The organism is Rufibacter sp. LB8, assembly GCF_014876185.1.
In the GTDB taxonomy this organism is placed as follows: domain Bacteria; phylum Bacteroidota; class Bacteroidia; order Cytophagales; family Hymenobacteraceae; genus Nibribacter.
This window is the reverse complement of record NZ_JADALJ010000001.1, coordinates 4,426,935-4,442,255: the sequence shown is the minus strand read 5'-3', so window position 1 is coordinate 4,442,255 and position 15,321 is coordinate 4,426,935. Positions and strand designations below refer to the sequence as shown.

General features: G+C 50.3%; 16 protein-coding genes. 11 read left to right on the top strand and 5 right to left on the bottom strand.

Features of this window, described 5'->3' with window-relative positions:
* Nucleotides 1-21 precede the first annotated feature (21 nt).
* Genes IMY23_RS18575 through IMY23_RS18565 form a run of 3 tightly spaced genes read left to right on the top strand, consistent with a single transcriptional unit; the run spans nt 22 to nt 2,249 of the window.
* Nucleotides 22-672: an LUD domain-containing protein gene (locus IMY23_RS18575; RefSeq protein WP_192823514.1), complete on the top strand. Its 651-nt coding sequence runs from the start codon at nt 22-24 to the stop codon at nt 670-672.
* Nucleotides 656-1,435: a UDP-2,3-diacylglucosamine diphosphatase gene (locus IMY23_RS18570; RefSeq protein ID WP_192823513.1), complete on the top strand. Its 780-nt coding sequence runs from the start codon at nt 656-658 to the stop codon at nt 1,433-1,435. The genes IMY23_RS18575 and IMY23_RS18570 overlap by 17 nt, the downstream gene beginning before the upstream one ends.
* A gap of 4 nt (nt 1,436-1,439) precedes the next feature.
* On the top strand, nt 1,440-2,249 hold the full coding sequence (locus IMY23_RS18565) for a hypothetical protein (protein WP_192823512.1): 810 nt from the start codon (nt 1,440-1,442) through the stop codon (nt 2,247-2,249).
* A gap of 451 nt (nt 2,250-2,700) precedes the next feature.
* On the opposite strand, the gene sugE is transcribed toward IMY23_RS18565, so the two are convergent.
* Entirely contained in the window at nt 2,701-3,024 is a 324-nt protein-coding gene (gene sugE / locus IMY23_RS18560; RefSeq protein WP_192823511.1) for a quaternary ammonium compound efflux SMR transporter SugE, read from the bottom strand.
* Nucleotides 3,025-3,197: 173 nt separating this feature from the next.
* Here sugE and IMY23_RS18555 point away from each other — a divergent pair, with 173 nt between their 5' ends.
* From IMY23_RS18555 to IMY23_RS18545, 3 genes are all read left to right on the top strand, one after another.
* The gene (locus tag IMY23_RS18555) at nt 3,198-3,839 is read left to right on the top strand and encodes a hypothetical protein (RefSeq protein ID WP_192823510.1); all 642 of its coding nucleotides are present in this window, start codon (nt 3,198-3,200) and stop codon (nt 3,837-3,839) included.
* 185 nt (nt 3,840-4,024) lie between these two features.
* Nucleotides 4,025-5,089, top strand: coding sequence for a sensor histidine kinase (locus tag IMY23_RS18550; protein ID WP_192823509.1), 1,065 nt, complete (start codon nt 4,025-4,027; stop codon nt 5,087-5,089).
* A gap of 12 nt (nt 5,090-5,101) precedes the next feature.
* Nucleotides 5,102-5,881: a LytTR family DNA-binding domain-containing protein gene (locus IMY23_RS18545; protein WP_192823508.1), complete on the top strand. Its 780-nt coding sequence runs from the start codon at nt 5,102-5,104 to the stop codon at nt 5,879-5,881.
* A gap of 79 nt (nt 5,882-5,960) precedes the next feature.
* Here the strand turns inward: IMY23_RS18545 and IMY23_RS18540 are convergent, their stop codons facing one another.
* Nucleotides 5,961-6,887, bottom strand: coding sequence for a hypothetical protein (locus IMY23_RS18540; protein WP_192823507.1), 927 nt, complete (start codon nt 6,885-6,887; stop codon nt 5,961-5,963).
* Nucleotides 6,888-6,932: 45 nt separating this feature from the next.
* Nucleotides 6,933-7,343: a DUF6157 family protein gene (locus IMY23_RS18535; protein ID WP_192823506.1), complete on the bottom strand. Its 411-nt coding sequence runs from the start codon at nt 7,341-7,343 to the stop codon at nt 6,933-6,935.
* Between the two features lie 311 nt (nt 7,344-7,654).
* Here IMY23_RS18535 and IMY23_RS18530 point away from each other — a divergent pair, with 311 nt between their 5' ends.
* Nucleotides 7,655-8,812: a zinc-dependent alcohol dehydrogenase gene (locus IMY23_RS18530; RefSeq protein ID WP_192823505.1), complete on the top strand. Its 1,158-nt coding sequence runs from the start codon at nt 7,655-7,657 to the stop codon at nt 8,810-8,812.
* Nucleotides 8,813-8,826: 14 nt separating this feature from the next.
* On the top strand, nt 8,827-9,318 hold the full coding sequence (locus IMY23_RS18525) for a hypothetical protein (protein WP_192823504.1): 492 nt from the start codon (nt 8,827-8,829) through the stop codon (nt 9,316-9,318).
* Between the two features lie 159 nt (nt 9,319-9,477).
* On the opposite strand, the gene IMY23_RS18520 is transcribed toward IMY23_RS18525, so the two are convergent.
* Nucleotides 9,478-10,170, bottom strand: coding sequence for a DUF4145 domain-containing protein (locus IMY23_RS18520; protein ID WP_192823503.1), 693 nt, complete (start codon nt 10,168-10,170; stop codon nt 9,478-9,480).
* 226 nt (nt 10,171-10,396) lie between these two features.
* Complete coding sequence (locus IMY23_RS18515) at nt 10,397-11,254, bottom strand: GNAT family N-acetyltransferase (protein ID WP_192823502.1); 858 nt, start codon at nt 11,252-11,254, stop codon at nt 10,397-10,399.
* 463 nt (nt 11,255-11,717) lie between these two features.
* Between IMY23_RS18515 and ricT the strand changes: the two genes are divergently transcribed.
* The 3 genes from ricT (at nt 11,718) to IMY23_RS18500 (ending at nt 15,205) form a co-directional block, all read left to right on the top strand.
* Complete coding sequence (ricT, locus tag IMY23_RS18510; protein WP_370589896.1) at nt 11,718-13,478, top strand: regulatory iron-sulfur-containing complex subunit RicT; 1,761 nt, start codon at nt 11,718-11,720, stop codon at nt 13,476-13,478.
* Nucleotides 13,478-13,960: a gliding motility lipoprotein GldH gene (locus tag IMY23_RS18505; RefSeq protein WP_225986550.1), complete on the top strand. Its 483-nt coding sequence runs from the start codon at nt 13,478-13,480 to the stop codon at nt 13,958-13,960. Before ricT ends, IMY23_RS18505 begins: the two co-directional genes overlap by 1 nt.
* Nucleotides 13,961-14,134: 174 nt before the next feature.
* Nucleotides 14,135-15,205, top strand: coding sequence for an endonuclease/exonuclease/phosphatase family protein (locus IMY23_RS18500; protein WP_192823501.1), 1,071 nt, complete (start codon nt 14,135-14,137; stop codon nt 15,203-15,205).
* Nucleotides 15,206-15,321: the final 116 nt, after the last annotated feature.

Below are 15,321 nucleotides of genomic sequence, written 5' to 3'. Positions count from 1 at the left end.
CCAAAAACGGAAACCACTAACATGTACGAAGCCAAATCCAAAGAGATTGTGCTCCGCAAGGTAAGAGAGGCGCTGGCAAAGTCAGCGCCTTTTCTGCCTCCTACCCCAGACTTCAGCACTAGTGTGTACGGCCCGCTACTGGAAGACCTATCGGTGCAGTTTGCCGAGACGTTCATCCGGAATGCGGGGGTGTTTGTGTACTGCGAGCACGAGGAGGATTTCTTTGACCAGCTCTTCACCTTTAAGCAGGAACGCGGTTTAGACAACCTGTACGTGTGGGAACCGGCCCTCAAAAAAATTCTGCACGCGGCGGGCATCAACTTCAACGGCACCGAGGAGAATTTTATAGGCCACGCCGAAGCCGCGCTAACTACCTGTGAGGCGTTGGTGGCCAGAACGGGCAGTATTCTGGTGTCATCGGCCAATGCCAGCGGCAGGAGATTGTCGGTGTACCCGGCCATGCATTTGGTAGTGGCCAAGCTGTCACAGATGGTACCAGATATTAAACAGGGCCTGGAGTTCGTTCAGAAGAAATATGACAAGCGGTTGCCGTCCATGATTTCCCTGGTGAGCGGCCCCAGCCGTACCGCTGATATTGAGAAAACCTTGGTGATGGGTGCCCACGGCCCCAAAGAATTAATCCTTTTCCTGATTGATGACCACACAGACTGAGCCCCTGCCGTACGGTAAGAAAGTGTATTTCGCCTCAGACTTTCACTTGGGCGTGCCCACGCCGGAGAAAAGCCTGGCGCGCGAAAAGAAAATTGTGCGGTGGCTGGACCAGGTGAAAGCAGACGCCCACGCCATTTACCTGCTGGGTGATATCTTCGATTTCTGGTTTGAGTACAAGCACGCCATTCCGCGCGGGTTCATCAGGCTGCAAGGCAAACTTGCCGAAATCTCAGACAGCGGCATACCCATTTACCTCTTCACGGGCAACCATGACATGTGGATGTTTGACTACTTCCCCAAGGAGCTCAACATACCCGTGCACAAAAAACCCATCTCCACCCAAATTGGCAACCACACGTTTTACATAGGCCACGGCGATGGCCTGGGACCCAAAGACCATACTTACAAGGTGCTCAAAAAAGTCTTCGCCAGCCCCTTGAGCCAGTGGTTGTTTGCGCGTATTCATCCCAACATGGGCATTGGGTTGGCCAGCTTTTGGTCACGGCGCAGCCGCATACAGAACACCAAGACCGATGAAGTTTTTTTAGGCGATGACGAGTGGCTGGTGCATTACTGTGAGCGCGTGGAGCAACGCCAACACCATGACTTCTACGTGTTCGGGCACCGGCATTTGCCTCTGGATTTACCTATTGGTGCCAACAGCCGATACTTAAACTTGGGAGAATGGGTCAATTTTTGCTCCTACGCCGTGTATGATGGCCAGCAACTCACTCTTACCTATTTTGAGCAGGAAAATGCCTAGGGTTTTGCGCCTTTTAGCTTTGTTGCTGCTGTCTTTGGCAGCGGCCCCAGCGTATGCCCAGGACAAAACTCCCACCCTGGCGTTTGAGTTACCGGCCAAAGGCATGAACCTGCTTTCCATTGACCGTTTTGACAGACTTTACCTATCCGATGCCCGGCAAAACGTGCTCCAGCTAGACACACTGGGCCGGTTCACCAACACGTTTTCGCCGCCGGTGCAGGGCCGCGTGGCCATGGCCGAAGCCTGGAGCCCCGCCAAAATCTCCATCTTTTACGATGACCGCCAACGCGTGCAACTCCTGGACCGCTTTCTCACGCCCCTGGGTATTGCTGATTTAAGGGACTATACCGACGGCACCATCAAAGCCGCCGCCCTGGCCGCTGATGACCGCCTCTGGCTTTTTGATGAAAGCACGTTCCGGCTGCTCAAGATTGACACCCGCTACACTCGCATTGTGCATGAAACCCCGCTGGAATTGATTCTGGAACGCCAGCAGCGTGACATCACTTACCTGCGCGAATACCAGTCTAAAGTCTATTTGGTGGACCGTCTGTCGGGCGTGTACATCTTTGACAACATGGGCAATTTCCAGCGCCGCCTGCCGCTGCCCAATATCTCCTTCATTGGTTTTCTAGGCGATGAATTGTATTACCTATCGGGGACACAACTGCACTTTCAGCACCTCTACAGTTTCCAAACGCGCACCGTGGAGTTGCCGGTCACTACCCAGCCCTACCGCCAAGCCATTGCCGGCGACAAATTCCTCTACCTGCTCACCCAAGACGCACTTCTGGCTTATAAATGGAAAAAGTAATTCCCGTTTTCGGGCTCATTTCTGGAAATGAAGGCCAAAAACGGGAATTAGCTGGCCTTGCTCAGAAGAGAGGTAAATGGATTTATTCCGAAAAAAAAATTGAGTCCCTGCGCTGTTTGTAGCCTTCCGCAGGGCGACTCCGAACTTGTCATGGAAACGGGAGTCTCTGACTCCCTGCTTGAAGTCCCCAAAAGTTGGAGAAAAGCAATTGAACCTTGAGCCAGTTTCGCTTAGCAACATTCCTTACTATTTGCCCGGAACAGAGTTCCTGCTGAATCATTCTAAATTTGGAGTCGCCTGCGGAAGACTCCAAATAGTTAGGTGGAAGGCTATAAATAGCTTTTGGGATAAATGGAAAAAAGTAATTCCCGTTTTCGGGCTCATTTCTGGAAATGAGCCCGAAAACGGGAATGCACACACACGCTTTTCTTCACAGAAAAACCAGCAGTCTTTACTTTGACAAGAATTTAAGGCCTAGCACGCCGGCGATGATCAAGCCAATGCACAGCAGGCGCACCAGGTCTTTGGGTTCATTGAAGAGAATGATGCCGAAGATGGCGGTGCCCACGGCGCCAATGCCGGTCCAGGAGGCGTAAGCGGTGCCCAGCGGCAAGGTTTTCATGGCCTGGGCCAGCAGCACAAAACTCAAAATCATGACTACTACGGTGGCCACGCTGGCCCCAATTTTGGTGAAGCCTTCGGTGTATTTCAAGCCTATGGCCCAACCAATCTCGCAGATGCCGGCGGCAATGAGGTAAAACCAGGCAGAAGTCATAGTGTCAGGGGGTTAAGGTGAATAAAAAATGGATTGACCCAGCCAATTCCCGTGTTGGGTGCGCTGAATTCCTATTTGGTCAGTATTTGCTTTAAAACTTGGGGGTAAAACGCTTATTTGCAGTCTTAGCACTAAGCACCTTTGTATATTGCGGCCAACCGCCGGGCAAATCTATGAAAAAAGCACTCCTTGTCTGCTGTATTTTTTTGGGCATCACGGCTTCGGGCTGGGCCCAGACCACGGCAACAGATCAAGAACCCGAAACCCTTTTCCAGGGCCAACTCACCAACGGTTTTTATTTGGCGCCCTCTGCGCAGGTCTCTGAGTGGCAGGGCGTCTCTGGCTTTATGCTGGGCGGCAAAGGGGCGTGGGTGCTGAACAAACGCTTCGCGGTAGGGCTGGCGGGCTACGGCCTCACCTCTAAAATCCACGTTGGCGAGGTGCTCATTGAAAACCAAACCCGTGATGCGTATTTGCAGGTGGGCTACGGCGGCGTGCTGCTGGAATATACGCCCCAACCCGCCCGGCTGGTGCATTTCACGTTCCCGGTGATCATTGGCATAGGCGGTGGTGCGTACACCAACCAGGCTTTGGGTTCCCGGTCAGCAAATACGGTGAACTATGAAGTGTTTATCACAGACACGTTCTTTGTGGTGGAACCGGGCGCGCACGCAGAGATCAACCTGGCCAAATACCTGCGGCTGGGGCTGGGTCTGAGTTACCGCATTGCCCAGGGCGTAAACCTGCCCAACTCCAGTGACAAAGCCATGAGTGCATCGGCCATCTCCATGACCTTCAAATTTGGGAAGTTCTAAGGTAGATTAGGGTTAGGGTTTCGGCCAGATTGCAATCAGGATTTTCCGTTTTGGGGCCCGTTTCTGGAAATGAGCCCCAAAACAGCTGATGTTTACGTAACAAGAGTGCCTGGGCCATGCGCCCGGGCTTTGGCAGAAAAGTGTTGCAGATGAAGTACCAGGCTGTTCTCACACCGCCCCCGTTTATGAAAAGACCTTTCCAAGTTAAGCACAAAAAACTACTCCGGTATGCCACCAACACCGGCATTGCCTTCCTTATTTTCTGGACCTTCTTCTTCATCCACCGCACCGGCCTGCAAGATTTTGAGGGCGATGACGTGTTCCGGCTCATCTACAATTCCTTGATGGTGAACGTGATTCTGGAAGGCACCCGCCGCATTGCCAAACGCCTGAGCAAACTCTATGACTGGCGTGAATATGGCCTGCGTAGGTTTATCTATGAATGGATTGCCGTGCAGAGTTACATTTTGCTGGTGATGGTCTTGTTCCAGGTGATCCCGAGGCTCATTCTGGGGCAGGTGGGCTCTTACAACTTCACAGACGCCGAGACCATTAGAGATGTGAAAGAGGTCTTTGTGTTCGGGTCCATCATTCTGCTGTTTGTGCACTTTATTCGGTCTGGCATTTACTTTTACAACCAGTGGCACCGCTACCTAGTGCAGTCTGAGAAGCTCAAGAAAGAAACCATTAAGGTGCAGTTTGAGTCTTTAAAGCAGCAAGTGAACCCGCATTTTCTGTTCAACAGTTTGAACGCGCTTACCTCGCTTATCTACAAAGACCAGGACATGGCGGCCAAGTTTGTGGAGCAGCTCTCCAAGGTGTACCGCTACGTGCTGGAAAACAAAGACAAGGAACTGGTGCCGCTGCACACTGAGCTGGATTTCATTTACAGCTACCTGTTCCTGCTTAAAATCCGGTTCCGCGAAAACCTGCGTGTGGACATTACCATTCCAGACCATTTGCTTAACCACCAGGTGGCGCCGCTCACCATGCAGTTGCTCATGGAAAACGCCATCAAGCACAACATTGTGAGTAGAGACGAGCCTCTGTTCATCACTGTGTTCATTGAAGACGACTACATCATCATCAAAAACAACCTGCAGCTGCGCGAAAGCCGCGAGGAATCTACCGGCGTGGGCCTCAAGAACATCATCAACCGCTACAAATACATCACAGATAAAAAAGTGGACGTGGAGGTGACCGCAGACAATTTCATTGCTAAATTACCGCTCTTAAGCAACGTTGCGTAAAAGATTGCTCCAATGAACATCCTCCTGATTGAAGACGAATACCTGGCCTCTGAGAAACTGGAAGCCCAGCTGCTGCGCTATGACCCCAGCATACGCGTGGTAGAGACCATTGACTCCATCAGGAACGCCGTAAAGTGGTTTGAGAACAACCCCGCCCCTGACCTGGCCTTTCTGGACATTCACCTCTCAGATGGCAACAGCTTTGAGATTTTCCAGAAGGTGGATGTGAAATGCCCCATCATCTTCACCACCGCCTATGATGAGTATGCCGTGAAGGCCTTTAAGGTGAACAGCATAGATTACCTGCTCAAACCCATCAGTAATGAAGACTTGGCCGCGGCCATGGAGAAGTTCAAGATGCTGCGCCAAAGTCAACCCGCCGCCGCGCCCGCCCTGGACATGACCCAGATCATGGCGCTGCTGGACCGCAAAGGAACGTCAGAAACACCGCACTACAAAAACCGGTTCCTGGTGAAAAGCGGGCAGAAGATTCGCTCCATCTCCACCGAGGAGATTGCCTATTTCTATGCCGAAGACAAGATTGTGTTCCTCATCACCGCCGCCGGGCAGCGCTTCATTACCGACTACACCCTGGACACCCTGCAGGAACTCCTGGACCCCGACCAGTTCAGCCGTCTCAACCGGCAGTTCATTGCCCACATCCATAGCATTGATGAGATTCACCCCTACCTCAAAGGCCGCCTGAAAGTCTACGTGAAACCCACCACTGACAAAGAGATTATCATCAGCAGTGAGCGCGCCCACGCGTTCAAGGAATGGTTAGGGAAATAGGTTGGCGTTTTTGGCTTCGTTTTGGGAAATGAGCCGGAAAACGGAAATATAGAAGGATTGTAAAGAATGGGTAGGCTGTCTATTTATAGGTGAAGTTTCCTTTAGATAATAAACGCGAGCCTTGGTAAATTCTATAGCTGGAAAGCAATCCTTTTCCATTGTATTGGTATTCAAATCTATCTCCTGCCAGTACATCTCCCTCTAACCTAGATTTTTCTATTATTTCTTGTTGGCTTTTAACTAAATTGTCCATTGAGTCATAAGTTTTGCTTCCCTGCAAAACCTTTACCCCATCTTTATCAGTCGTTTCCCAAGCTACCACCTGCCCTTTTATATTCAATTTGCTTCGGGTGACAAAAGCTATCTTTCCTTGGGTATCATATTGATTTTCAATTACTAGGTTTTTACCGTATTGATAAGCGATAATACTTCTGTCTGCCTCACCTTTATAATAAATTGAATCCAATACATCAGAATTACTAGCGAAGGCTCCCACCAATCCTGTGTATAGATTTGTTGAAATTTCTTTTATTACCCTACCATTTTTATCATACTCAATTCGTTTATCACCATTTAAACTTGCTGAACCCCAAGCAACATAGCTTGTCTTTTCTCTGTTGAGTTTCCCCGCTTTATATTCATAGGTAGTGAGGTGATAAAAGTCATCAGGTAAACTTGGCACATGGTCTTTTGCCTGTTCATCATAGGCATAAATCTGATTATGTGTCTCTTTAGAGAGAAGCTGCCCAGAATTAGAATACAGAAACTTCTCAAAACTCACTTTCACTTCCTTTTTATAGGAATCATTTCTAGTTACTTTTCCTAATTGGTTAATTTCATAAACAGTTTTAGTAATTGTGCTGTCTAAAGGAAAATACTTGACATGGGTTTCAATTATTGTTTTATAACCTTTAAGTTTTATGGGACTAAATTTCAAAGGATTAGTTTGCCCATAACATGTTACCCAAGTACAGAAAACTAACAAGAAAGCCAGTATACTTTTCATTATATAAGAGTATCTAATTTAGGTAAGAGCACTACACCTCAAACCTTACCCCCGCTTACTTCGCATAGCCCGCACCACCTTCAACCTTTCATCTCCCGCAAGCTTTTCATACTCTTCTGAGCCCAGCGGCACCAAGGCAATTTTCCCTTCTTCATTGGCGTGCACGCCCCAGCCGTAGCGTTTGGGCAACGCCGAAGCCCTGAAACAGGCCTGTCCTTTGGAGAAAAACTTCTCGCGCTCCGCCTCTTGCTGCAACGTGCTGATGTTCTGCCGGCGTGCATGAATGTCAAACAACACCTGGTCTGAGGTGTAGCGGTACGGGTTTGCCTCCAGCAACTCAAACTGCAGGTTGGCAATAGTTTTCTCGGTTCCTCTCTGGGGCGGCACCTGGGCAACCGTCACGGGGCAGTCCTCGGCCACCGCAATAAAGGTGTTGTAGTAGTTGGTGGTGTGCATGGCTTCAATGGTTGCCTTAAGATATTGGTTTTTAAGAGATTCTACCTACTGGCTCTGCTCCTTTCTTTTCTGTTTTCGGGCTCATTTCTGGAAATGAGCCCGAAAACAGACGATTTTGACTTGCCTAACCGTGGCTGCGGCAAATACGGATACTGGCTTTTTCCTGTCATCAACTTGGTGCGGTTCTGCAACTTAAATCATTTAGAATAGTACTCTAGAGAACCGGTTCAGGAAACAGAGCGCGGTGACAGTACCCAAGACCCATGTTTCATTTAGACGAAATGTCTCATTAACCCCAAACAACAAACTGTATGTTAGCAATGAATTACCGGGGCCCGCTGCGGGTCAGAATAGACGAGAAACCCATGCCCAAGATTGAGCACCCGCAAGATGCCATTGTGCGCGTGACGCGCTCATGCATCTGTGGGTCAGACTTGCACCTCTACAACGGCTCTGTGCCAGACACGCGCGTGGGCATGACCTTCGGGCATGAGTTCACGGGTATTGTGGAGGAAGTAGGGTCTGAGGTAACCAAGATCAAAGTAGGCGACCACGTGCTGGTGCCCTTCAACATTGCCTGCGGCGAATGCGTGTTCTGCAAGCAGGAGATGTTTGGCAACTGCCATGAGTCCAACCCGCAGGCCACGGCCGTGGGCGGTATCTTCGGGTACTCGCACACCGCAGGTGGTTATAACGGCGGCCAGGCCGAATACGCGCGCGTTCCCTACGCCAACGTAGGCCCCACCGTGATCCCGGAAGGCATGGACCCCGATGATGCCGTTCTTTTGACCGACGTGGTACCCACCGGCTACCAGGCCGCTGAGATGGCCGGTATTCAGCCGGGCGATACTGTGGCCGTGTTTGGCGCAGGTCCTGTGGGCATTATGGCCGCGCGTTGCGCCTGGCTGTTTGGCGCGGGCCGCGTGATGATCATTGACGAAATTGACTACCGTCTGGAATTCGCCAAGAACTACGCGCAGTGCGAGGCCTACAACTTCAGAGACATGGGTGGCGATGTGGTGCAGTGGATGAAAGAGCAAACCGACTGGCTAGGCGCCGATGTCTGCATTGACGCCGTGGGCGCCGAAGCTGCCGGTAACGCCATGCAAACCATCACGGGCCGTAAGCTCTTCTTACAAGCAGGTTCTGCCACCGCGTTGCACTGGGCCATCAACTCGGTGAAAAAAGGCGGTATCATCTCTATTGTGGGCGTGTACGGTCCTACTGACAACCTGGTGCCCATTGGCAACGTGCTCAACAAAGGGTTGACCATTAGAGCCAACCAGGCATCGGTAAAACGCCTGTTGCCGCGCTTGATTGAGCACGTGCAGAACGGTGTCTTGAACCCCAAAGGTTTAATTACGCACCGCATTCCGCTGGAGGAAGTGTCTGAAGGCTACCGCATCTTCTCCCAGAAACTGGACAACTGCATTAAACCTGTACTTATTCCACCATCAGCCAGAATGTAAACAAGCACACAACCATGGAAAATTTAGCAGATAAATTCACACATATAAAGGGCTGGGGCATTGACGCCGACCCGAAGAACGATCCTACGTACCCCATGCGCAAGCGTTCGGCCAATGACCACGGCGGCCTGAACTGGAGCAGACCCACTCAACAGAACAACACCGTAGAAGTGTTGCACTCCACCGAACGGCCCAACCTGACCGCCGTGTACGGCACCTCTACCCCGCCCAGCGGGGTGAGCGGCATGCTACGCCGGTTCGCGTTTAAGCACAGTGAAAACCAATACCGCCACTGGCTGCCTTTGTTGCTGGCCGACCGCGTAAATGTGGTAGAAGGCTTTCTGGAAGATTTCAAGAGCGGCAAAGTGCCCAACATCTTCGCGGAGAAAGGCATGAAAGCAGACCTGGAGCATGACCGCGCCGGCCTGGCCAAAAAAGCCGCCATTGTCGGCTTTGCCGTGGCCGCGGTAGTGGCCTGGCAAATGGGCAAACGCAACAGAGACTAAGGTTTCTGGAGTATTTTAACACAACAACGCCTGGCAGATTCAGTTTTGCCAGGCGTTGTTGTATTAAATACTAATTAACAGTATCGTTTAACGGCTAGTATAAAAAACGTGCAAGGCCGTCGGCCTTAGCATGATTTTTATGCATTGTTAGGGATAGTTTTATTTTTTCTTTTTTAGGCGGATAGCTCTTTTAAAGCGCAAGTCTTCTACTTTTTCATCTAATTCATAAATATTATCTAACGTATGTTCTACTATTTCTATAGCTAGAACTAATTCGTCCTTTGAAGGATTGTCAAGTGAGTGTATAGCCTCATTGCCTAAAAATCTATGTTCATGCAATAAATTAGAATGCTTTTTTGTTAAAAAACCTTTTTCAAACAATCCACTAATTTTACCTTGTAAATCTTTTTTTCGTTTTAATGTAACTTTTTCATCTAAAATGGATTCTACAAGTCCAGATGTTATTCCTTCTTGATTACAAATCCCTTCAATAATTGCTCTTAATCCAGCGGCGCATAAGACATACATTCCATTATTATATGCGTCTATTACCTCTCTATAAATGTTCCTAACCTTATAAGGCACATTATAATAATTCTTAATTAAAAGATTCCCTTTATTTGGTAATGGATAATTCTTTTTATTTTCAAAAAAAGAGCCATCCTCAGGATCTCTATCTTCACTATTAATTGAAATTTCTTGGAAGGAAATATTTTCGCATCCATTACATTGAATTATTTGCCAACGATGTTCTGCCCAAATGTCACCATCTTCATCATGATAATCATTTTTTTCTTCTTTTAAAATTGTATGGTTCGTATCATTCTTGCATTTAAGACAATATGCTTTCATTGTATATATGTTATAAGTTACTCTTAACGTGAGTATAAAAGGAATTATTCAGTTTATCCGTCAATATATAGAATAAAACATCTGGTTAATTGCCGATTTCTACAAATAGACAGAGTTGTGCCACTAAACTTTCGCTTTAGCCACAATAAAACAAAGTTCTCTTTTAACTTGTCACCAGACTTTCCGTTTTCGGCCTCATTTCCCAAAACGAGCCCCAAAACGCAATTTACACTTCCCACACCATTTCATACTGCCCCGGAATCTCCCCAAGCTTTCTATTCTCCAGGAACGTCAGTACCGTATTGCCACTATCATCTACATTTATCACACTCACCGTGGGCACGGTGGCCCGTTGCACCAGTTCCTGCAGCAATGCTTGCCCAATGCCTTTGCCACGCCAGGCAGGCGCCACAGCCAGGTGCGCAATGGAACCCGTCATAGGATAGACAATGCCATAGCCTACGCAGTGGCCGTTTACCTGCGCTTCCAGAATCTGGGTAAATTCTTGGCTGCGGTCAATAGAGGCTGTGTGGTGCTGCCAGCTGGGTTCCACATCCCAGAACGTTTGGTACAAAGGCCAATCAGGCAATGTGACCTGCGTAAAAACGACGTCTTGTGGTACGTGCGGGTGCCAGGAAATTTCCCCAGTTGCCGCCTGCTTAAAACACCGGAACGTGCGCGTGGTCTCAAAACCCAACTCTCGGTAAACGGCCAAGGCTCTTTCGTTTTCCTGAATCACTTCCAGCAGGCATTGCTGCATGCCCTGGGCTTTGAGAAACGGCAGGCTCCACTGGTAGAGTTGGCGGGTTAGGGCTTGTCCGCGGGCGGTGGGCACCACGCCGGTTCCGCCGTTGTACGCCGTTTTCTTCCCTTGCCAAAAGCCCAGACTGTTCAAAATAAACCCCACGGGTTTTTCCTCCACCAAAGCCAGCGGCGAAGCCGACAAAGTGGTGCCGTCACGGGTGAGTTTCATAGCTAACACAGGTTCAGTGAGCACCATGGGCACCACATAATCTGAAAAGGCGGTGTTGAAAAGCAGGCACAGCTGCTCTGTGGAGTAGTTTTCAGCGAAGGCAAAGGTCATAGGCGTAGCGTACGGAAAGCAAGCACAAGAAACAAAATGACCGGCCAGATTCAAAACCAACTTAGTCCGGCTTCGTTGAAAAAGCGCTTTCTTCGCGCGGGGTGCTTTGTTAAAAACTGTAAAAGAGTTCGTCTTGAAAAGCAGGGATATGCAGGAAGAAACACGCCTTAAATGGCAGAGCAAATTCCCGTTTTGGGGCTCATTTCCAGAAATGAGCCCCAAAACGGCCTGGGCAATTGCGGGTAAATCGTGCCTGCCTATTCAGATTAAGTTATTATATTTGTTAATTAAGGGTCTGTGCCCCCGCGGCAAAAAGAGCAATCTGCCTGCTGCGCCGGCCTCTGAGACTCAGGGTATTCCCTGAGCGTCAACTACTTGGCCAACCGTCTCTGGTGTTACCGGAGCGCTGCCAGACGCCTTCATGGTTTGAAAACAAGAATTATTCATATAAAGGAATTTACCTGTGGGATGTAGTTCATGTTCTAGTGGCGGCTGCGGCACCAAAACTACCAGTGCAGATGGCACAGAGGTAGTAGCGGGCTGCAAAAGCAACGGCGGTTGCAGCACAGGAGGCTGCAACAGATTAAATGTATTTGACTGGCTCTCAGACATGGAAATGCCCGTGTCTTTCAAAGAGTTTGATGTAGTGGAAATCCGCTTCAAGGGCGGCCGCAAAGAGTTTTTCCGGAATATCAACCGGATTCCCCTCATCACCGGTGACCCCGTGGTGGTAGACGTGCCCAACGGCCACCACATTGGCCATGTTTCTCTCAAAGGCGAATTAGTGCGCCTGCAGATGAACAAGAAAAAGGTGCAGAACAACGAGGAGATCAAGAGCATCTACCGCGTGGCCACTGAAAAGGACATGGAGAAATTCAACCATGCCCGCGAGCAGGAACCCGGCACCATGTACCGCGCCCGTGCCATTGTGCAGGAGCTCAAGCTCAAAATGAAACTCTCAGACGTAGAGTATCAGGCAGACAAAACCAAGGCCACCTTCTTCTATTCCGCTGATGACCGCGTAGACTTCCGGGAGTTGATTAAAAAATTGGCCGAGGAATTCAAGATACGTATTGAAATGCGCCAGATCAGCCTTCGGCACGAGGCCGGGCGGTTGGGCGGTATTGGCTCCTGCGGCCGTGAACTGTGCTGCTCCACCTGGCTCACCGAGTTCCGGAGCGTGTCTACCACCGCGGCGCGTTACCAGAATCTGTCATTGAACCCCAGCAAGCTTTCGGGCCAGTGCGGGCGCCTCAAGTGCTGCCTCAACTATGAGCTGGAGACATACATGGATGCCCTCAAAGACATCCCGAACGTGAACCGCGCCCTGCAGACCAAAGCCGGCGACGCCTACCTGCAGAAGACCGACATCTTCCGGCGCATCATGTGGTTTGGCTACAAAGGCGACAGCAACTGGTTCCCGGTGACCGTGGAGCGTGTGCATGAAGTGCTTAAGATGAACGCCGCCGGCGAAATGCCCGAAAACCTGGCTCAGGAAGCCAAACAACCCGAAGTAGAGGTAGTGGACTTTGTGGAAGCCCTGGAAGGCAACCTGGACCGCCTGGATGACCAATACGGCAAAAGCAAAAAGAAACGCAAAAAGAAGAAACCCGGCAGCGGCAGCGCCCAAGCCACCGCTACTGACGTATTGGCCCAAAGCGCCCCTACCCCGGAAGTGCGCAGAGACCGCCCAACCGGCAGACCGCAAGGCAGCACAGACGGCAGAAACCGGCCAGAGCGCACCAACCGCAGGCCTGAGGGAGCAGAGCAACGGCCACGGCCAGAGCGCAGCAACATCCCCAGGCCAGAAGGCAGCGCAGAACCAAGACCACGTCCGGAACGCAATGCGCCCAGACCAGAGGCCGGTGAGCAGAAGCCGCGTCCAGAGCGCGAAGGGCAGCCCAGAGGCCAGCAAAACCAAGGCAGACCTCGCTCAGAACGTGATCCCAACCGTGCGCCCCGTGACCCTAACCAGCCCCGCGAAAACCAAGGCAACCGCGGGCCAAGGCCAGAGCGTGCCCCAGGGCAACGCGCGCCGCAGAACCCAGCTGCCCCTGCTATTGGGTTAGGTAGCCTGCTGAGCGCCGTGGCCGCTGACAAAACCGAGAAAACGCCCCGGCCAGAAGGGGAGCAGAAATCAAGACGCAGCCGCAACCGTGGCCACCGCAACCGCAAGCCGGGTGGCGGCAACGCAGAAAACACCACGCCTAGCCCAGATGCCTGATGAAAAAGTACGCCTTCTTTCAGATGTTTTTCTTAGCCTTCGCGCTGCTGTTCTCCAGCTGTGACGGCAACCGCGTGTTTGAAGAAAACCAAGACATTGAGAAAAACCAATGGCCGGTAAAACTGACTCCAACCTTTACGTTTGAGGTCACAGACACCACCCAGACGTACAATGTGTTTTTCAATGTGCGCAACGCCCTGCATTATCCGTTTTACAATCTGTACCTGCGGCATTATTTACTAGGCCCAGACGGAAAACAGATCAGCTCGGCTTTGCATGACATGTACCTCATGGACCCCAAAACCGGCGAACCACAGGGCCGCGGGGCCGGTGACATCTTTGACCACCGGTTCAGGGCCTTGAAAAACGTGCGGTTTTCACAGCCTGGCAAATACCAGGTGCGGGTGCACCAGTACATGCGCCAAGACCCCTTGCCCGGCATCATGGCCATTGGCGTGCGGGTGGAGAAAGCTGTGCCGTAAAGCGCTTCTGTTTTTCAGAAATATTTTCAGAATCGGTTTAGGAATATTCTCTTTAGAATAGTCTTAAACCGATTTTTTCTTTGACCAAAACACAGAATAAACCAGCCGTTCATTTATTAAAGCAACCCTATATCGCAAATTCAGTATGTGAACGAACCAACACATACACTACCTATGAAAATTGCCCTGGAAGTACTTGGCTGCTTCTTAATTCTGGCTTCCTTGCTTACCTTGATCAAGAGCACCTATTGGTGGATAAGGGTGCTGGATTTCCCGCGCGTACAGGTAGCCGTTTTCTCTTTGCTGGTGTTGGGGGCGTATGGTTGGTTGTATGGGTTTGAGTTAACCACCCAAAAGATTTTTGCGGGTCTGCTGGTGTTGGGCATTGTCAATGAGCTGGTGCATGTCTATAAATTCACCCCGCTGGTGAAAGTGCAGGCGCTGCGGTCTAAACTCAAAGCACCAAAAAACACCTTCGGGTTCATGATTTCCAATGTGCGTATGTCTAACAAACGCTATGAGAAATTTTTGCAGGTGGTCCGGGAAAATGACCCAGACATGCTCCTGGTCAATGAACCCAACCAAGCCTGGGCTGACGCCATCTCTGAACTAGACGAGCGGTACCCGTATTGCATCAAAAAACCGCTGGAGAATACCTACGGCATGATGTTCTTCAGTAAGTTCAAGCTCAGCAACATCAACGTACGCTACCTGGTGGAAGAAGGAATTCCGTCTTTCTACGCCGTGGTGGAACTGCCCACTGGCAAGAAGTTCGACCTCTTCACCGTACACCCGCAGCCGCCGCACTTAAACAAAGACACAGACCTGCGCGAAGCCGAACTACTCACCGTTGCCAAGATGGCCAAGGAATCTCCCCTGCCCAGTTTGGTGGCCGGTGACTTGAACGATGTGGCCTGGTCATATACCACCAACCTCTTCCGGAAAATAAGTGGTTTGCTGGACCCACGCATTGGCCGCGGCTTTTACAACACATATAATGCCTTTGTCCCGTTTTTCAGGTATTCCCTGGATCATATTTTCTATGACCCCGCCTTTCGCCTCATCAGAATGAAGTGCTTGCGGTTCTTCGGTTCAGACCATTTCCCTATTTTCATTAGGCTCAACTTTGAACCACTGGAAGCCGATGAACATGAAGTGCCGGAACCAGATCAGGAAGAAAAGGAAGACGCCGAGGAACTGCTCAACAACCTGGGTGACACTTCCCGTCCTACGCTGCATGATTAGGCTGCATAAAAAGCTTTCGCTTGGCTTACTTAGAGGTTTAAAAGAAATCAAAAGCACCTTACGCATCAGCCCTTCTGTTTTAGTGCTCATTTTTGGAAATGAGCCCCAAAACAGAA